The 19,823-nt window shown below is 38.9% G+C and carries 19 protein-coding genes; 4 read left to right on the top strand and 15 right to left on the bottom strand.

Annotation, left to right across the window (positions count from 1 at the left end; all coding sequences use genetic code 11):
* Positions 1-80: 80 nt before the first annotated feature.
* On the top strand, positions 81-443 hold the full coding sequence (locus PVK62_RS15665; RefSeq protein ID WP_274445242.1) for a PilZ domain-containing protein: 363 nt from the start codon (positions 81-83) through the stop codon (positions 441-443).
* A 19-nt stretch (positions 444-462) separates the two neighbouring features.
* Complete coding sequence (locus PVK62_RS15660) at positions 463-1,476, top strand: M23 family metallopeptidase (protein WP_274445243.1); 1,014 nt, start codon at positions 463-465, stop codon at positions 1,474-1,476.
* Between the two features lie 78 nt (positions 1,477-1,554).
* Here PVK62_RS15660 and tyrA read toward each other — a convergent pair whose 3' ends face one another.
* The 7 genes from tyrA to ffh form a co-directional block, all read right to left on the bottom strand.
* Positions 1,555-2,688 (bottom strand): bifunctional chorismate mutase/prephenate dehydrogenase, encoded by a 1,134-nt coding sequence (gene tyrA, locus PVK62_RS15655; protein WP_274445244.1) that lies wholly within the window; start codon positions 2,686-2,688, stop codon positions 1,555-1,557.
* 6 nt (positions 2,689-2,694) lie between these two features.
* The gene (locus PVK62_RS15650; RefSeq protein ID WP_274445245.1) at positions 2,695-3,768 is read right to left on the bottom strand and encodes a 3-deoxy-7-phosphoheptulonate synthase; all 1,074 of its coding nucleotides are present in this window, start codon (positions 3,766-3,768) and stop codon (positions 2,695-2,697) included.
* 213 nt (positions 3,769-3,981) lie between these two features.
* Positions 3,982-4,335, bottom strand: coding sequence for a 50S ribosomal protein L19 (rplS, locus tag PVK62_RS15645; RefSeq protein ID WP_274445246.1), 354 nt, complete (start codon positions 4,333-4,335; stop codon positions 3,982-3,984).
* Between the two features lie 41 nt (positions 4,336-4,376).
* Positions 4,377-5,126: a tRNA (guanosine(37)-N1)-methyltransferase TrmD gene (gene trmD / locus PVK62_RS15640; protein ID WP_122036732.1), complete on the bottom strand. Its 750-nt coding sequence runs from the start codon at positions 5,124-5,126 to the stop codon at positions 4,377-4,379.
* A gap of 22 nt (positions 5,127-5,148) precedes the next feature.
* Entirely contained in the window at positions 5,149-5,676 is a 528-nt protein-coding gene (gene rimM / locus PVK62_RS15635) for a ribosome maturation factor RimM (RefSeq protein WP_045101316.1), read from the bottom strand.
* 26 nt (positions 5,677-5,702) lie between these two features.
* The gene (gene rpsP, locus PVK62_RS15630) at positions 5,703-5,951 is read right to left on the bottom strand and encodes a 30S ribosomal protein S16 (RefSeq protein ID WP_026025303.1); all 249 of its coding nucleotides are present in this window, start codon (positions 5,949-5,951) and stop codon (positions 5,703-5,705) included.
* A 259-nt stretch (positions 5,952-6,210) separates the two neighbouring features.
* The gene (gene ffh / locus PVK62_RS15625) at positions 6,211-7,587 is read right to left on the bottom strand and encodes a signal recognition particle protein (protein ID WP_274445247.1); all 1,377 of its coding nucleotides are present in this window, start codon (positions 7,585-7,587) and stop codon (positions 6,211-6,213) included.
* 151 nt (positions 7,588-7,738) lie between these two features.
* Between ffh and PVK62_RS15620 the strand changes: the two genes are divergently transcribed.
* Both PVK62_RS15620 and PVK62_RS15615 read left to right on the top strand, forming a co-directional pair.
* On the top strand, positions 7,739-8,533 hold the full coding sequence (locus PVK62_RS15620) for a cytochrome C assembly family protein (RefSeq protein WP_274445248.1): 795 nt from the start codon (positions 7,739-7,741) through the stop codon (positions 8,531-8,533).
* Between the two features lie 105 nt (positions 8,534-8,638).
* The gene (locus tag PVK62_RS15615; protein ID WP_274445249.1) at positions 8,639-9,910 is read left to right on the top strand and encodes an HlyC/CorC family transporter; all 1,272 of its coding nucleotides are present in this window, start codon (positions 8,639-8,641) and stop codon (positions 9,908-9,910) included.
* Positions 9,911-9,975: 65 nt separating this feature from the next.
* On the opposite strand, the gene luxS is transcribed toward PVK62_RS15615, so the two are convergent.
* From luxS to PVK62_RS15575, 8 genes are all read right to left on the bottom strand, one after another.
* A complete protein-coding gene (luxS, locus tag PVK62_RS15610; RefSeq protein ID WP_274445250.1) occupies positions 9,976-10,494 on the bottom strand; it encodes an S-ribosylhomocysteine lyase in 519 nt (172 codons plus the stop codon).
* A 31-nt stretch (positions 10,495-10,525) separates the two neighbouring features.
* Entirely contained in the window at positions 10,526-11,125 is a 600-nt protein-coding gene (locus tag PVK62_RS15605; protein ID WP_274445251.1) for a transglycosylase SLT domain-containing protein, read from the bottom strand.
* 66 nt (positions 11,126-11,191) lie between these two features.
* On the bottom strand, positions 11,192-12,757 hold the full coding sequence (gene gshA, locus PVK62_RS15600; RefSeq protein WP_274445252.1) for a glutamate--cysteine ligase: 1,566 nt from the start codon (positions 12,755-12,757) through the stop codon (positions 11,192-11,194).
* Positions 12,758-12,892: 135 nt separating this feature from the next.
* Positions 12,893-15,745, bottom strand: coding sequence for a M16 family metallopeptidase (locus tag PVK62_RS15595; RefSeq protein ID WP_274445253.1), 2,853 nt, complete (start codon positions 15,743-15,745; stop codon positions 12,893-12,895).
* Between the two features lie 8 nt (positions 15,746-15,753).
* Complete coding sequence (locus PVK62_RS15590) at positions 15,754-16,185, bottom strand: YqaA family protein (protein WP_274445254.1); 432 nt, start codon at positions 16,183-16,185, stop codon at positions 15,754-15,756.
* A 94-nt stretch (positions 16,186-16,279) separates the two neighbouring features.
* Positions 16,280-17,410: a sodium ion-translocating decarboxylase subunit beta gene (locus tag PVK62_RS15585; RefSeq protein ID WP_274445255.1), complete on the bottom strand. Its 1,131-nt coding sequence runs from the start codon at positions 17,408-17,410 to the stop codon at positions 16,280-16,282.
* 12 nt (positions 17,411-17,422) lie between these two features.
* On the bottom strand, positions 17,423-19,204 hold the full coding sequence (gene oadA, locus PVK62_RS15580) for a sodium-extruding oxaloacetate decarboxylase subunit alpha (protein ID WP_274445256.1): 1,782 nt from the start codon (positions 19,202-19,204) through the stop codon (positions 17,423-17,425).
* A 37-nt stretch (positions 19,205-19,241) separates the two neighbouring features.
* Positions 19,242-19,493: an oxaloacetate decarboxylase subunit gamma gene (locus PVK62_RS15575; RefSeq protein ID WP_274445258.1), complete on the bottom strand. Its 252-nt coding sequence runs from the start codon at positions 19,491-19,493 to the stop codon at positions 19,242-19,244.
* Positions 19,494-19,823 lie beyond the last annotated feature (330 nt).

Genomic DNA, 19,823 nt, shown 5'->3' with positions numbered 1-19,823 from the left:
TTAAAGCGGCCTTTTTATTCGACTTACCATAAACCAGATATCATACTCAGAGATTAATCTTATTATATAAGGACCATATTATGATTGAACGACGTAAATTCTCACGCGTGGTATACCAAGCAAACATCACTCTTCAACAAGATGATCAGCAATGGAAAGGCTCTTTAGTTGATTTATCTCTGCATGGATTACTCATCAATTTAGCTGATGACGAAAAGATTAAAGAAAACTCTGAATTTAACGTACGATTCACATTGAATGAGAGTGATATTGATATCAGTGCTGAATGCAAACTGATAAATAGAACAGATAACACACTAAGACTCTGTATAAGCCACATAGATATTGATAGTATTAGCCACCTTAAACGTCTAATCGAACTCAATGTTGGTAACAGTGATATGTTGTTACGTCAACTATCAGAGTTAACCACATTAACCTAAAGTAAGAAGTTGCCATTCTATGCCTGATAACATTCGTATTTCCATTTCTCATAGCAAAGGAACGCGCTTCTTTGCTCTTTCTCCAAAACGGAAAAAACTGGTTATTTTATCTCTTTTACTGGGACTTGGGTTATTTACACTAAGTGCTTTTGGGCTACATTATTTTTATCAAAAGCAACAAGCATCTGAATTGGCAATAGTGCAACTTCAAGAACAAAACAGTGTCCTCAACAACCTCATTATTGAAAATAATGATAGCAACTACGAGTTAACTCAACAGCTTGAAGCAAAAGAAAATGAATTTATCATTATCAGCCGACGGATTGAAGATGTTGAATCAGTACTTGGATTACAAGATATCTCTGAAGAAGATACGCTATTATCTGAAAAGACATTAGAGCAACGACTGGATGTCGCAGCCATCGATTCCGCAGTTAGAGCGACCATGTTTCGCTTAATACCCAACGATACCCCTATCGATTTTATTCGAAATTCATCCAGTTTTGGGAAAAGAACAAACCCTATTTCAGGTAAAAGACAACGTCATTTAGGACAAGATCTTACTTGTAAGCGTGGTACAGAAATTTATGCACCAGCTGATGGCGTTGTTGAACTTGCCCGACCAAGTAAGAAAGGTTATGGTAATTTACTTAAAGTTCAGCACTCTTTTGGATTTATGACCATGTACGCTCATTTACAAAAATTTAAAGTGCGTTCAGGGCAATTTGTAAAAAAAGGAGACCTAATCGCGACCTGTGGTAATACCGGTAATTCAACAGGACCACACCTTCATTATGAAGTACGCTTTCTAGGTCGAGTATTAAACCCTCAATCTTTTATCGATTGGACCCCTGAGCGTTTTGAAAGCTTATTTGAAAAAGAACGAAGTATTAAATGGACGCCCCTAGTTGAAATCATAAATAACATGGTAAAACTGCAATTAAAATTAACTCAAAAAACAACCGTTGAACAAATTGAAGCTATTAATACCGTAAAAGCTGAACAACAAGCAACGACGAAGTTAACTCAATAATGCTATAAATTAGTGAAAACAAAAAAGGTGAGCTGTGCTCACCTTTTTTATTTATCGTAAATTAAAATCTCGTTTTAACTAGCTTCGCTCTCTATGAATTGAATCATTCGCTTGTCTGAGTAAGCTCTTACTTTCAATTAAAAACTGCTCTGCATAATCACCAAACCAATGCTCAACTTCTTTAAAGTTATCAATAAAACCTTCGCGATTATGATTTTCTAATAATGAGATTGCATCACCAAAACGCTGATGAAATCGTTTTATCATATCAATATTGTCTTCTGATGAAAGAATAATATCAGCATATAAATTAGGGTCTTGGGCAAACAATCGACCTACCATTAATAGCTCTAAACGATAGATTGGTGAACTTAACTTAAGTAGCTGTTCAATATCTGGGTTTTCTTTCGCAAGATGTTGACCGTATGCAAAGGAGGTGAAGTGACGTAAAGCTTGGATCAGGGTCATACCATGATCGTGTTCTGATGCCGAAATATCACGAACAATAGCACCCCATATTTCAAACTGCTGTTTAAGCCACGCATAACTTTCTTTATTGCGCCCATCACACATGACAATCACTTGTTTCGCTAAACTAGGCACATCTGGACCAAACATAGGGTGCAAGCCAACTACTGGACCTTTATGAATATTCATCATTGCTTGCAGTGGCTTTTTCTTTATCGAGGTTAAATCACATAGAATACAATCTTCAGCTAAACCAGATAACTTATTTATGACATCAACGGTTAAGTTAATTGGGACGGTAACCACAACCATTCCAGCCCCATCTAAGATCGTCTCTGCATGACTCCAATCCTGGCTGCCTAAAATACGAACGTCATAACCAGATAACTTAAACATTTTGCTAAATAAGCCACCAAGTTGACCATTACCACCAATAATAACAATGGGTCTTAATTCAGGTTTTAAACATTTGAAGCCTGAGTCATTTTCACTACTGTAGGATTCACGCATTGTGCGACGTAGGATATCTTCAATTAACGAGGGCGGTACCCCTTTTTTCTCTGCTTCTAATCGTCTTGATGCCAACATTGTAGCTTCTCGACTTGGATCGTAAATAGGCAATCCATGTGCACTTTTGACTTCACCAACTTGTTCAACTAAATGTAGACGTTGAGATAAAAGATCCAACATTTGTTTATCTACTGCATCAATTTGGTCGCGTAAATGACTCAGTTCTACCGCCATCTCGTTCTATCCTTTTAAACGATCTTCCAATACTGGAATTAATTCTTTATGAGTATGACGTAATAGTGCCTCAGTTGAATCCCAATTGATACATGCGTCTGTGATAGACACCCCATATTTCATCTCTGATAATGGAATGTCAGAAGGTTGATTTCCTTGATTTAAATGGCTTTCAATCATCAACCCTATGATTGATTTATTGCCTTCACGAATTTGATGAATAACATCTTCGGCAACCAATGGCTGACGACGGTAATCTTTACGAGAGTTAGCATGACTACAATCGATCATTAGTGCCGCATCAAGAGTAGATTTTGCTAACTCTTCTTCACATTCAGTTACTGATACCGAATCGTAATTTGTCCGCTTACCACCACGTAAAATCACATGACCATTAGGGTTACCCTGCGTAGTTAATAACGCTACCTGCCCTTCACTGTTTATCCCCATGAAACGATGGCTTGACGCTGCTGCCTGCATCGCATTAATTGAAGTAGAGAGACTACCATCCGTACCATTTTTAAAACCAACAGGAACTGAAAGTCCACTCGCCATTTCGCGGTGTGTTTGCGATTCCGTTGTACGAGCCCCAATAGCCGCCCAGCTAAATGTATCACCAATGTATTGTGGACTAATTGGGTCTAGAGCTTCAGTCGCTAATGGTATCTCCATTTCAGCTAAATCAACTAAAAGTTGTCTTGCTGTATGTAAACCATGCTCTATATCAAAAGAGCCATCAAGGTGAGGGTCATTAATCAAACCTTTCCAGCCGACTGTCGTTCTTGGTTTTTCAAAATAAACACGCATTACGATATACAATTGATCTTTAAGATCCTCAGAGATCGCTTTCAATCGCTTAGCGTATTCTTTTGCGGCATCAATATCATGAATTGAACATGGGCCACATACTATTAATAAGCGGTGATCGGCTTTATGAATAATATTAGAAATAGTTTGGCGAGATTGCTGAATAAATTGGCGAGCATTGTCGCTTAATGGAATTTTATTTTTTAATTCTTGTGGCGTGATCAGCACTTGTTCATCGCTGATATTGATATTACTTAGTTCGCTCTTTTTCATCCCTACACCTGTAAACATTTATTTCCATTAAAAGTCTTTTTAGACAAGTAGAAATAATGTAACAGGTATGAGATAAAAATCAACCATCTGTAACGGAATGAATACGATGATTGATAACGTAAAGTAAAGCTTACAGCTTATTTCACTTATAAAAAAAGGTGCGCTGATAACAGCACACCTTCATAGCACATTTGAGAAACATTCTCGTGTGCGTTACTTTTTAGTCAGCTTCTCTTTAATACGAGCTGATTTACCAGAACGCTCACGCAGGTAGTACAACTTGGCACGACGTACTGCACCACGACGTTTAACTTCAATGCTGTTAACGATTGGAGAGTGAGTTTGGAACGTACGCTCAACACCTTCACCGTTAGAAATTTTACGTACAGTAAACGCTGAGTGAAGACCACGGTTACGAATAGCGATTACAACGCCTTCGAATGCCTGTAGACGCTCACGCTCACCTTCTTTAACTTTAACTTGAACTACAACAGTATCACCTGGTGAAAACTTAGGTAGATCTTGCTTTAGTTGCGCATCTTCAATTGCTTTAATGATGTTGCTCATTTTTTGTATATCCTAGAATAAACTGATACTAAATTTCTTAATTACTTACTTTGCTGATGTTCTTCACGAACAAATTCAGCTAGCAATAATTCCTGTTCGTCAGTCAGAGCTAGATTTCCCAGGAGCTCTGGTCTTCTTAACCAAGTACGGCCTAACGATTGTTTCATTCGCCAACGAGCGATATCTTTATGATTCCCAGATTTAAGTACACTAGGTACTTCCTTACCATCCAAAACCTCAGGTCTTGTATAGTGCGGACAATCTAACAAACCGTCTGCAAAAGAATCTTCTTCAGCGGACGCAAAATCTCCTAGTACCCCCGGAACAAACCGAGAGACAGAATCAATTAACGTCATAGCAGGGAGTTCCCCACCGGTAAGCACAAAATCACCAATTGACCATTCTTCGTCAACTTCGGATTGTATTATGCGCTCATCTACTCCTTCGTATCGACCACAAATCAGAATTATATTCTCACTTGTTGCCAACTCTTCAACACCTGCTTGATTCAGCGTACGGCCTTGAGGTGAAAGGTAAATCACTTTCGTTTTGCCTGGTGCTGCTTCTCTGGCTGCAGTAATGGCGTCGCGCAAAGGCTGAACCATCATTAACATACCAGGACCACCACCATAAGGTCGGTCATCAACAGTGCGATGTTTATCTTGAGTGAAATCTCTAGGATTCCATGTCTCTATAGATAAAAGACCTTTTTTAATTGCTTGGCTAGTTACCCCAAAATCGGTAACCGAACGGAACATTTCAGGAAATAGGCTTATAACCCCAACCCACATGTGCCCTCGCTTTACCTAGGGTTTAGAACCCAGGATCCCAGTCAACTTCGATCCGTTGAGCCTCACGATCAATTAACTTGATCACTTGCTCATCAATAAAAGGAATCAAACGTTCCTTTTTACCAAAAGCATCTTTCAGGTTTGCTTTGACTACAAGAACATCGTTTGATCCGGTTTCAAAGATATCGTCAACAATACCTAGGCCGTAACCTTGGCTTGTAACGACTTCCATACCAAACAATTCACGCCAGTAGAATTCATCTTCTGACAGCTCAGGTAGTGCATCTGCTTTAACTGCAATTTCTAGGTTAGTATAAGTTTGAGCTTCTTCTCTAACTTCTAACCCTTCCAGTTTGCACACCAAACCTTTATGACGTTTCCAGCTTTCGACTGAAAACTCGACCCACTCACCTTTTACTTTTACAAGTAATGGTTTGTAATCGAAAATGCTTTCAGGTTGATCAGTAAAAGAAACTACTTTCAACCATCCACGAATACCATAGGAAGCTCCGAACTTACCTACAACAATTACTTCGTCTTGCTTACTCATAAAATCTTTACCTTTAACCAACTAAATTAAGCCGCTTTGTTAGCGTCTTTAACTAGCTTAGCTACACGATCAGAAAGACCAGCGCCTAAACCAACCCAATGGTTAACGCGATCAAGATCTAAACGAAGACCTTCTTCTTGACCTTGTGCTGTAGGGTTAAAGAAACCTACTTTCTCAATGTAACGACCAGTTGATTTAAAACGGCTGTCCGCTACTACGATTTGATAAAATGGACGCTTCTTAGCGCCGTGACGTGCCAAACGAATGGTAACCATATCGTCCTCTATTTGCTTCGTACAAAAATTAAATTGGCTCAAAAAATAATCTTTTCTTGAGCCCTCGTGCCAAAATAAAGCCCCGGAATTTTACTCTTATGAGCTTTCAATGCAAGGGCTTTAGTTACTTTTTCACCAATTATTTCTGTAATTAGTGAAAAAATTGGGTAAAAAAGGTGCGCTAGGTTAAATTTATCAATAAATTAACTTGTCGCACCTTGTTATCTAATTAATAGGTGTTAACAATTTTAAACGGTATTTAGCGACCAAAGCCACCCATACCTCCGCCCATTCCACCCATCATACCTTGCATATTACGCATCATGCCTTTCATTCCACCCTTCTGCATTTTTTTCATCATTTTCTGCATTTGAGTAAATTGTTTAAGCATACGGTTCACATCTTGCACTTGAGTACCAGAACCTGCTGCAATACGTTTTTTGCGAGAACCTTTTATAAGTTCTGGGCGTTGACGTTCTTTCATCGTCATGGAATTAATAATAGCTTCCATTTGATTAAACATCTTGTCATCAACTTTATCTTTTACATTGTCAGGTAACTGAGACATTCCTGGAAGCTTATCCATCATGCCCATCATGCCACCCATGTTCTTCATTTGACCAAGCTGCTCACGGAAGTCTTCAAGATCAAAGCCTTTTTTCTCTTTGAATTTTTTCGCTAACTTCTCAGCTTTTTCTTTATCTACATTCTTTTCAAGATCTTCAATCAAAGAAAGAACATCACCCATACCTAAGATGCGTGAAGCGATACGTTCAGGATGGAAAGGTTCTAATGCATCAGTTTTTTCACCAACACCTAAGAATTTAACAGGCTTACCTGTAATGTGACGAACAGATAGAGCCGCACCACCACGTGCATCACCATCAACTTTTGTTAAGATAACACCGGTTAACGGTAATGTATCACCAAATGCTTTTGCCGTATTCGCCGCATCTTGACCTGTCATTGCATCAACAACAAACAGGGTTTCAATCGGGTTTACATGTGCATGAAGTTGCTTAATCTCATCCATCATCTCAGTATCAACAGCTAAACGACCCGCTGTATCGACAATGACAACATCAAAGAATTTTAATTTTGCATGGCTGATTGCACCATCAACAATATCAATTGGCTTTTGATCTGCGCTTGATGGGAAGAAATCTACATTAACTTCTGTCGCTAATGTTTCTAGCTGTTTTATTGCGGCTGGGCGATAAACATCGGCAGACACAACTAATACATTCTTTTTATCTCTTTCTTTTAATAGCTTTGCTAGTTTAGCGGTACTGGTTGTTTTACCCGCACCTTGTAAACCTGCCATTAAAATAACCGCTGGAGGCTGACATGCTAAATTAAGAGCCTCATTAGAGTCTCCCATTATCGCTTCTAATTCAGACTGAACGATCTTTATAAATTCTTGGCCTGGTGTTAGGCTTTTTGATACCTCAACCCCAACCGCACTTTCTTTTACTCGTTTAACAAAGTCACGTACTACAGGTAAAGCAACGTCTGCCTCTAATAGAGCCATACGTACTTCACGCAGTGTTTCTTTAATATTGTCTTCTGTTAATCGACCTTTACCACTGATATTTTTCAGGGTCTTGGATAGTCTATCCGTTAAATTATCAAACATATTCTTGCGCCTACTTTGCGACCATTTCTCGATTATACCTAAATCTGAGACGTTATAATGAAAATTTTTTATCCTCACTGAATCACACCTACCGAGATTGACCTCTAAAGGGTATAATCAAAATGTTGATAAACTAAATGATCAGTGAATTATGGATACTATTACAGCAATTAGTGCTGCTCTTTTTTACTTTCTTGCGTTGGGTTTTGTTATTCCAGGCTTAGCTAGCCAAAATAAAATCCAAGCAAATATTGTCTTTGTTTGTGCATTTCTTGCACTGATTTTGCACGCCTGGCAATTGAAAGAGCTCATCCTAAATAGCTTTGGACAAAACTTAAGTATTTTAAATGTCGCTTCTCTTATTAGCTTCATTATATCTTTAGTTATGACTGTCTCTATGCTCAAGTTTAGAGTGTGGTTTATTCTGCCTGTTGTTTATAGCTTTTCAGCGATTAATTTATTAGCCGCAACATTTCTCCCTGGCGCCTTTATTACTCACTTAGAAACTCATCCAAGTTTATTAATTCATATTTCTCTGGCACTGTTTGCTTATTCTACCCTAATGATAGCCACTCTATACGCACTACAACTTGCTTGGTTAGATCATAAATTAAAAACTAAAAAATCGCTGACAATTAATCCAAACCTTCCACCGTTAATGATGGTAGAACGTCAACTTTTCAAGATCATTTTGGTTGGCTTAGGGTTATTAACTCTCACATTATTGACTGGCTTCACATTTATTCAGGATATGGTCGCTCAAGGCAAGATACACAAAGCGGTTCTTTCTTTTATTGCATGGATAATTTACGCCGCATTAACTTGGGGACATTACCGTCAAGGTTGGCGTGGACAAAAAGCGCTATGGTTTAGCCTGATTGGTGCATTTATATTAACACTGGCTTATTTTGGTAGTCGTTTTGTTCAAGAGATAATTTTAATTTAATTCAATTTAACGATAACTAACTCAACGTTCATGACCAAAGTTGATACACTTTCGGTTAATTTTGTAAGTACGATTTACTATATTTAAAAATGAGGAGCAAGACACTTGGACGACATATCGACAGGCGCCCTATTTACTTTACTAGCTATACTCATTGTTATGTCAGGTTACTTCTCAAGCTCTGAAACGGGTATGATGTCGTTAAACCGCTACCGCCTAAAGCACCTTTCTAATCAAGGTCACAAAGGGGCGAAGCGCGTAGAAAAATTACTAAGCCGCCCTGATCGTCTTATCGGTCTTATCCTTATTGGTAATAACCTTGTAAATATCCTAGCCTCAGCGATTGCCACCATTCTTGGTATGCGCCTTTATGGGGATTATGGCGTAGCGATTGCCACTGGTATATTAACTCTTGTTATCCTTGTCTTTGCTGAAGTCACACCAAAAACCCTTGCGGCTATGTACCCAGAGCGTGTTTCTTACAATAGTAGTATCGTATTAAACGTGCTCATGAAGATACTTTCTCCATTAGTTATCTTAGTGAACTTTATTACCAATGGTTTTCTTAAACTTCTTGGGCTTGGCGCAAACCATAGTGATAAAGATAACCTAAGCTCAGAAGAACTGAGAACCGTTGTTCATGAGGCGGGAGGCCTAATCCCTCGTCGTCACCAAGACATGCTAATCTCTATTCTCGATCTTGAACACGTTACTGTTAACGATATTATGGTTCCTCGCAGTGAGATCACAGGTATTGATATTAATGATGATTGGAAGTCTATTTCACGCCAACTAGCGCACTCTCCTCATGGTCGTATTGTTCTGTATCGTGACCAAATTGACGAAGTCGTCGGTATGCTACGCTTACGTGAATCATATCGTTTAATGCTTGAGAAAAATGAATTTACTAAAGAGACACTTTTAAGAGCGGCAGATGAGATTTACTTTATTCCTGAAGCAACACCATTGAATAGCCAGCTACTTAAGTTCCAACGAAACAAAGAACGTATTGGATTGGTTGTTGATGAATATGGTGACATCCAAGGGTTAATTACACTTGAAGATATCTTAGAAGAAATTGTTGGAGAGTTTACAACGTCTATGGCACCAAGCTTAGCCGAAGAGATCACGCCTCAACCTGATGGCAGCTTTATGATTGAAGGCAGTGCCAATATTCGAGATATCAATAAAGGCCTAAAGTGGGATTTACCAACCGACGGACCAAGAACGTTAAATGGCTTAATTCTTGAACACCTAGAAGAAATACCTGAAGCTAAAATTAGTCTTAAAATTGACCAGCACAATATGGAAATCGTCGCTGTAGAAGAAAATAAAATTAATTTAGTCAAAGTTTTTCCAAGTCCTGAAGATAAATAATACATCAGAAAAAAGCCCGCATTATGATAAAACTAATGCGGGCTTTTTAGTTGTTAATTTTAAAATTAATCAACCGATAACTCTTTTAACATCGAATCTGGCAATGCTAATTCATCGTTTTTATTTACTCGAATACCTGATGCTAAAATAGTGCTCGCAATCACTTTAGCTTCTTCTAATGAATGCATGGTGTAAGTACCACATTGATATTCATTCAGTTCTGGTATCTTATTTTGTGCCTCTACTTTTAAAACATCGTCCATTGATGCAATCCACGCATTGGCAACGGTTTGCTCTGCAGGCGTACCAATCAAGCTCATGTAAAAACCAGTACGGCACCCCATTGGCGAAATATCTATAATTTCAACCTCTGAGCCATTTAGATGATTACGCATAAAGCCTGCGTATAAATGCTCTAGAGTATGAATGCCTTTTTCAGATAAAATATCCTTATTTGGTGCTGTAAAGCGTAAATCAAACACAGTAATCGTATCACCTTTTGGAGTTTGCATTGTTTTTGCAACACGAACCGCCGGCGCTTCCATACGAGTATGATCTACAGTAAAACTATCTAATAGTGGCATATTCTAATCCTTTAATTTATGAAATGATGGCTTACCACCACCAACTACTTTGTCGTTCAAGTTCGGCTTTACATTGTTTTAATTGCCAGCCATACGTTTTTGCTTGAGACTCGACCTTACGAGCTATCTTAATCAATTGTGGTTTTCTTTGATAGCTTTTACGCTTATAACCACCACGACCTTCATGATAAGCAAGATATTGGTTATATGGGTCCCACTTTGAGATCCCTAATTGTTTTTGCGTACCATCAGTATACCAACCTATAAACATAATGGCGTCATCAAAGCTACTGCGAGAGCCTCCACCAGTTGCTTCTTCATACTCTCCCCATACAGGATCTTGGGCCTGAGCGTAGCCATAAGCAGAGCTTGGGCGACTCCAAGGAATAAAGCCTAATAGTTTAGTTCTTGGAGGTCGTACATCAGAACGAAAGCTACTCTCTTGCTTCATAATGGCCATAGCAACATTGATAGGGGTTCCATACTCTTCGGTCATGTCTTTGGCATCATCATACCAACCACTTTTTTCACGAAAAATATCACACAAGTTATCTTGCTTAGTTGGAGGTGCCGTCGCACACCCTGTTAACACCGAAAATGTTACTGCAACAATTATCAGTTTATAATTCATTATTATCACTCAATAAAAAAGCACTGTTACTCATCAAATAACAGTGCTTTGTTAACCTAACCTCAGTTACTTCAAGTAACTAAAGTAATCGTCTAAATAATCAGAAAATGATTGTGTATCTGCATTTTCGATTTCTTTCTGGGCAAGAATAGAACGCTCAACCTCAGCATCTAACTCTTCTTTAGTATAGTAGCCATATTGGTGATTAAGATGAGTTTCGCGGTGTTGAACCGCAAGATCACACCCTATTTTACCAATACCACCACCTTTTTTCGTATCGGCAAGTAAACGGCCTGATATCGTTAATTCAGGATCATTGATCATTGCCGTTAAACGTTGATGAGTTTGTTGGTATTCATCATCGCCATTAATCGCATCCATCTCTTTAGCGATAATAAGTAAATCAGCAAATACTCGCTCAGCCCAGGCTTTTTGAGTTAATCGCTCACCTTGGCAGCCAATTTGCAACTCTAAACCTGGCTTACGGCCTTTTTCAACGATCTTATTCCAATTATCTTTCCAACATGCCATTTCACTGTCATTCATTGGTGCTGAATCAGTCAATACTGCCCATGTTAAAAATAAGTCTAAGAAACGGACTTGGTCTTTATCAACCCCTACAGGACTGAATGGATTTACGTCTAATGAGCGAACTTCGATGTATTCTACGCCATCTCTTTCTAGTGCTTCTGATGGCCTTTCACCATTTTTAGCAACACGCTTAGGGCGGATTGGAGCATACAGCTCATTTTCAATTTGCAATACATTCGCATTCAATTGAACGTGCTTATCACCTTCTTTTAAACCAATTTTTGCAAATTCTTCTGATGGTGTACGTATTGCTTTATTTAAACCATCAACGTACTCACTGACGCTGTTTAAACTGATTTTTAAATCACTTTGAGAATCATTGGTATAACCAAGATCGCTTAATCGTAAAGACGTTGCATAAGGAAGATAAAGCGTATTCCCTAATGTTTCAAACTCCATTGCCGTTTCACGACCTTGAATAAATGAGCTACATAGCGCAGGAGACGCACCGAAGAAATACGGAATTAACCAACCAAAACGATAATAGTTACGGATCAAACCAAAGTAAGCATCTGATACTGACTCTTTTCTTTCATGTTCAGATTGCTTACCAAATAACTCATCCCAAAACTCTGTTGAGAACGAGAAATTAAAGTGCACACCAGAGATCACTTGCATCACACTACCATATCGACGCTTTAAGCCTTCACGATAGGTTGTTTTAAGTTGACCTACGTTCGATGAGCCATATTGTGCCAGCGTAATATCATCATCATGAGTAACAAAACATGGCATAGAAAGTGGCCATAGCTTCTCTTCACCCATGTGTGAAACCGTATAGTGATGCACATCTTCAAGTTGTTGGATTACTGTATCCACATCATTTGATACTGGTGTAATAAACTCTAATAAAGACTCTGCAAAATCTGTTGTTATGTATTTATGCGTTAATGCTGAACCTACGCCTACTGGATGTGGCTTAGAAGAAAGCGATGCACCTAGAGTAAATCTTAAAGTCTCTCTTTCAATTCCTCGGCCATTTTTTTTAAATGCCTTAGGATTGGAAGCGACTTTCTGTAATCGGTTGATAAATTCGGTCAAAATACAATCTCGCTATTGAGGTAAGTTCAACATCATAATGTTGATTTATATCCTGAGATACTAACAAATTTTAATGAGACTTGGATATGAAAAAACGGCAATATATGCTTGATATTGCCGTCTTTCTAATAAAATTTACTTCTTAGGGGTTAGTAACTCTACTGGTAATCCTAGTGTTTTCAATTTTGGCATTAATGATGGTTCATCTCCAACAACAATAATTTGATATTGTGTAGGGTCAAACCATTTTGAAGCCAATGTATTGAGATCACTACGACCCAATGTTGCTATCAGCTCATTTTGCTCATCAATAAAATCTTCATCTAGTGAATAAGTTAAGATCTTACCTAATAAACTCGCTTTCTGACTTGGCGTTTCATACTTTAGTGCATCTTGTTGACCCACAGCTAAACGCATGAAATTTAATTCATCCATCGTCATGCCATCAGTTTCAAATTTTTTCATTTCAGAAATAAATTCTTGAATTGACTCTAAAGTGACGTCTGCACGAACTTGAGCATAGAAAATCGACATCCCTATTTCTTTATTACCAAATAAATAACCTCCAGCACCGTAGGTGTAGCCTTTATCTTCTCGAAGGTTTTGGTTAATTCGACTATTGAAGTTACCGCCCAAATTAAAGTTAGCTAACTGAGTTTTATATAGTTCTCCAGTTGCATCGTATTGCATACCTTGACGAACGAAACGGATCACACTCTGCGGTGCATTGGGTTTGTTAACCAGATAGATTTTTTGCTGATTCAACACCGGTAGCTTCTGTGGCGCTAATAAACGTGGTGCTTTACCTTGCCAAGCAGCTAAGAAAGATAATTTAGATACAAGATCTGATTTAGTAATATCGCCTACTGAAACAACTTGAGTGCAAACTGGCGTATAATTCTCTTTATAGAATTGCTTTATGTCATCAATCGTTAAACTCTTCACTGATTCCAATGACCCATCAGCGGCGCGATCAAAAATAGTCCCGTCAAATAAAATCTCACGAGTTGCTTGGGACGCTAACCACGATGGTTTCTGATGCTCATACACTAACCCTTCAACCGCTTGTTTTTTCAATCGTTCAAAATCAGCCTCTTTAAAAGCAGGAGAAAAGAGCATGTCATTAACGATGGCTAGAGTTTGATCAATATTTTTAGTGAGCGATGCTATTGATATCGTCGTCGTATAAGTGCCTGTATTAAATGAGATTGAACTGCCTAATTTATCTAGCTCTTTTTGAATTTCTTCTGCAGAACGCTCTGTTGTTCCTTCTTCCATCATTGCCGCGGTCAGCTCTGCTAATCCTTCCTTTCCTCTCTCTACATATCGATTACCTGCTGGTATCGCTATTTGTAATTGAATGGTTGGCGTTTCAATGGCTTCAGTTCCTAGTATTTCAATATCGTTCGTCAATTTTGCACGATAGATATCAGGTGTTGTCGCAGTAATGCCCTTTGATGGTTGAGGCATAATAGAACGGTCAAAATCATCAACCGCTTTACGTACTTCTAAATCATTTTCATCGAGTTTTTGATATTCAGGCAACTCTCGCTTAGGCGTAATAAAGTTTGGTTTTTCAACTTGAAGTTGTGTTTTCCCTTTAGGCACAACGCTCAGTGTCACTTTATATTTGTTAGCAATGTAGGTATCGAATGCTTGAGACACTTTTTTAGGTGTCACGGCTTTTAACTCTGCTAGCTGCTTCTCTAGCTGGTTAGGTTGACCATAGAATGTCTCATTTGACGCGAGTTGAGATACTTTTCCTGACACCGATTGCAGACCAAATATAGCCCCAGCTTCTGCACTGCCCTGCACTTCTGCTAGGTCTGTTTTTGATACGCCCTCTTTTTCAAACTTATCCAAAACATCCATGATCTCGCTGTATGCAGACGCTAAACTGTTATTATCACCAGAGTCTGTCATCGCATAAACATACATGGTACACGACAGTTCAGCACAATCATGAAATGCACCTGTATCGACAACTTTACCTGTCTTCACTAGTTCTTGATAAAGCAAGCTTGTTTTACCATTACCAAGCAAAGTAGCTAACATATCGAGACTGGCTTCCGTTTCCTCGCCTCGGTAAGTCGTAGGCCAACCAATCATTACCATCGGCTGTTGAATTCTATCTTCTAGTGTAATAAAGCGATTTTCTGTCAACGTCACAGGTTGCTTTGGTGCATTTTCAACTTCTGGCCCTCGAGGGATTGAACCAAAGTATTTGTTCACCCACTCTAGTGTTTGTTTGCTGTCTAAATCACCACCGATAGTGATTACGGCATTATTAGGGCCGTACCAACGCAAGAAGAAGGCTTTGAGATCATTAACATCTACTCGGTCTAAATCTTCAACATAGCCAATTGTCTGCCATGAATAAGGGTGATTTTGTGGAAATAAAGCCTCACCCATACGCTCATAAATCAATCCATATGGACGGTTATCATAATTCTGCCCACGTTCATTTTTCACTGTATTACGTTGGATCTCAAATTTCTTTTGAGAAACGGCGTCAATCAAGAAGCCCATACGGTCTGACTCTAGCCAGAGCATTTTTTCTAATTGGTTAGCAGGCACGGTTTCAAAGTAATTCGTTCGATCACGATTCGTGGTACCGTTTAATGTACCACCCGCTTCTGTAATAATTTTAAAATGTTGTTGGTCGCCTACATTTTCAGAGCCTTGGAACATCATGTGCTCAAAGAAATGTGCAAAACCTGATTTTCCTATCTCTTCTCGTGCTGAGCCTACATGATAAGTCACATCAACATGCACAAGCGGATCAGAATGATCTGGGCTTAAAATAACCGTTAATCCATTTTCTAATGTGTATTTTTGGTATGGAATTACCGTTGTCCCTTCTTTTGGTAGCACTTGCTCAACCAAAGTAACACCTTCTGGTAGAGCTGATGTTTTTGGGGCTTCAAACTCTGAGTTACTGCACCCTGAGAGTGCTAAAATAATCGAGAGGCCTAATAATTTTTTCATCTTAAATCCTATAATATTCCATTTACTGCAAACGATAGAAGAACGTATCGAGCAGCCTTGCCAATCCCTATTAAAATCACACATGGCCAGAACTTCATTCTTAACCATCCGGCCGCTAAACAAAGGGGATCACCAATAACAGGTAACCAACTGAACAGTAACGTCCAATAACCATATTTTTTTATCCATTGAATGGCTTTATGACCATGTTTTTGTGAAGAAGTTTTATCAGGAAGTAACAAACCAAACCAATAATTTGTTATGCCTCCTAGCGTATTTCCCAATGTTGCTACAGCAATAACTGTCCACATCGAAAAACTGTCTAATTTTAATGTTGCAATTAAACTGGCTTCTGATGCTCCTGGTAATAACGTCGCACTTAAAAAACCTGAACTAAATAATACCCATAATGCAGAATCAGCATTAAACCAATCAAACATGATTGCATTAATTCCATTAACTAAAATATATGCAATAAGCATAAAATAAAAAAGGGCGCATCTGCACCCTTTTATTGTTCAGTTTGACTTAATATTAACCAACAAGTGCTAATAAGATACCAGCTGCAACCGCAGAGCCGAGTACACCAGCAACATTAGGTCCCATTGCATGCATTAATAAGAAGTTTTGAGGGTTTGCCTCTAGTCCTACTTTATTAACAACACGAGCCGCCATTGGTACCGCAGATACCCCTGCTGCACCAATTAATGGGTTAATATCTTCTTTCGAATATTTGTTTAAGATCTTAGCCATAATTACACCACCAGCAGTACCTACACTAAAGGCAACCGCGCCCAGCAGTAGAATACCCAAGGTTTCAACATTTAAAAAGGTTTCCGCTTCTAGTTTTGATCCAACACCTAACCCTAAGAAAATAGTCACGACATTAATCAATTCATTTTGAGCAGTATTCGATAAACGATCAACCACACCAGATTCTTTCATCAAATTACCTAAACAGAACATCCCAACCAGTGGTGTCGCTGATGGTAAAAATAAAATCGTCATCAATAATACCGCAAGAGGGAAAATGATCTTCTCTGCTTTACCAACATGACGCAGTTGAGCCATCTTAATTTGACGCTCTTCTGGTGTTGTTAGTGCCTTCATGATCGGCGGCTGAATAATTGGAACTAATGCCATATAACTATATGCAGCAACAGCAATTGCCCCTAATAAATCAGGCGATAGCTTACTGGCTAAGAAAATAGCGGTAGGTCCATCAGCACCACCAATAATTGCAATTGATGAAGCGTCAGCTAGCGTAAACTCCATCCCAGGAACAAAGTTAAGTAAGATTGCGCCAAATAATGTCGCAAAAATACCCACTTGCGCCGCGGCACCAAGCCATAACGTTTTTGGATTCGCAATTAACGCCCCAAAGTCCGTCATTGCCCCTACTCCCATAAAGATCAGAAGTGGGAAAATACCGGTTTCAATCCCGACGTAATAGACGTAGTAAAGTAAGCCGCCAGGCTCAGTAAAGCCTGCATTTGGAATATTAGCCAATACGGCACCAAAACCAATTGGTAACAGTAGTAATGGCTCGAATCCTTTTTTTATCGCTAAGAACAAAAGGCCACAACCCACTAAAATCATAATAAGTTGTTCAAACTTAAAATTAGCGATTGAGGTTTCATTCCATAATATTAATAAACCATCCATGTTTAACTTACCTTACGCTAGAGAAAGCAACGGTGTACCAACAGCTACCGCATCGCCTTCCTTAGTTAAAATATCCTGCACAGTACCATTACGTGATGCTCTGATTTCAGTTTCCATCTTCATCGCTTCAAGGATAAGTAGTACATCACCTTCTATCACTTCTGCGCCTGGCTGAACCAATACTTTAAAAATATTGCCCGCTAATGGTGCATCAACTGACTCTGCATCTACGGCTGATAACTGAGGAGATTGAACGGGTGCTGGTTGTCCTGATACTGGAGCAACAGAAGAAATTACGCCTTGTGGACCAACTTCAACATTATAAATCTGCCCATCAACTTTAACGCTGTAAGATTCAATACCACCTTTACCCGGACCTACTTTTACAGCGTCTTCGTCTTTTTCTGTACCAGGAGCTGGTTCAAAAGCATCAGGGTTATTACGATTGTTAAGAAACTTAAGACCCACTTGTGGAAACAATGCATAGGTAAGAACGTCATCAACTTGTTGTTCTGCTAATTCAATGTTGTCTTCTTTGGCTTTTGCAATCAATTCATCAGTTAAAGTATGAAGCTCAGATTTCAATAGATCAGCAGGTCGACAAGTAATCGCTTCTGCACCATCCAATACTCGTGCTTGCAACTCTGCATCAACGGCAGCAGGCGCTGCGCCGTACTCACCTTTAAGTACACCAGCGGTTTCTTTTGTGATGCTCTTATAGCGCTCACCGGTAAGAACATTGATCACCGCTTGAGTACCAACAATTTGAGAGGTCGGCGTAACTAATGGAATATAGCCAAGATCTTTACGAACCTTAGGGATCTCCAACAAGACTTCATCCATCTTATCAGCAGCACCCTGCTCTTTAAGTTGGCTTTCCATATTCGTTAGCATTCCACCAGGAACTTGAGCAATAAGAATTCGTGAATCAACACCTTTCATTTTTCCTTCAAATTTCGCATATTTCTTACGAACTTCACGGAAATAAGTTGCAATCGGTTCTAGTTGTTCAAGGTTAAGATTAGTATCACGACCTGTACCTTCTAGCATTGCCACTACGGTTTCTGTTGGTGTGTGCCCATAAGTTTGGCTCATAGAAGAGATAGCGGTATCTAAAATATCAATGCCCGCCTCAACAGCCTTCAATGCTGTTGCTGTAGATAAACCCGTTGTTGCATGGCTATGTAACGCCAGAGGAACATCACACGATGCTTTAATTCGAGTGATTAGCTCTTCTGCTTCATATGGTTTGAGTAAGCCTGACATATCTTTAATACATAAAGAATGACAGCCTAAATCTTCAAGACGTTTTGCTAGATCAACCCATGTCTCTAAATTATGTACAGGGCTAGTGGTATAAGAAAGAGTGCCTTGCGCGTGAGCACCAACATCAATCGTTGCTTTTACTGCTGTTTGAAAGTTTCTTACGTCATTCATCGCATCAAAAATACGGAATACGTCCATACCGTTGGCATGAGCTCGTTCAACAAATTTTTCTACTACATCATCCGCATAATGACGGTAACCTAATAAGTTTTGGCCACGTAATAGCATTTGCATTGGTGTATTAGGCATCGCCTTTTTCAATAAACGCAAACGCTCCCACGGATCTTCACCTAGGTAACGAATACAGGCATCGAAAGTTGCACCGCCCCATGTTTCTAATGACCAATAGCCTATCTTATCCAACTGCTCAGCAATTGGCAGCATATCTTCAACGCGCATACGAGTCGCGAAGAGTGATTGATGAGCGTCACGAAGTACCACATCAGTGATAGAAAGTGGTTTAGACATACTTACAAACTCCTTGTAATAATTTTCCTAAAACAGATTATTTATGCTTTTGACGGTGTAATTTAACCGCAGCAGAAATTGCCGCAATAACTTGAGGCTGTACTGTTGTTTGATCGAGATCTAGATTTTTTTGGACAGCTAGTACCTGTTTTGGAGGTAACTCCACAGGCAACAACTTAGACATGAGTTGAACTAGGTAGACTAGAATGGTGAGGAATACAAATACGACGCCCATGCCAGTTAGCATTAGCGTTGCAGCTTCCAATAGTAGACTTCCAATGTCTGTCATCTTTTATTCCTTTTATGATGATAGTGACAATGTACAATTTAGTATGTAATTTACTAACGAATTTTGTTCTTTTATTCTAAAAAGAAAGAGTGATTATCTCGACATCAACGTTTTTGTCAAACTCGAAACAATCTAAATATATTCAAAAAAGAATAAAATGGCGAGATATATCCATACACTGCCACCTTTCTCTTTAATATAAAGTGATTACAATCAAGTTACCCAATAATAACCTGAATTTCAAATCATTTAATAATGACATCAATTAATTAACCTAATTTCTTATAGACATAAAAAAACCCGACCATAAAGATCGGGTTCTTTTAAAGA

This window comes from Aliivibrio sp. S3MY1 (assembly GCF_028765575.1).
GTDB lineage: Bacteria > Pseudomonadota > Gammaproteobacteria > Enterobacterales > Vibrionaceae > Aliivibrio.
This window is presented reverse-complemented; position numbering and strand designations above follow the sequence as displayed.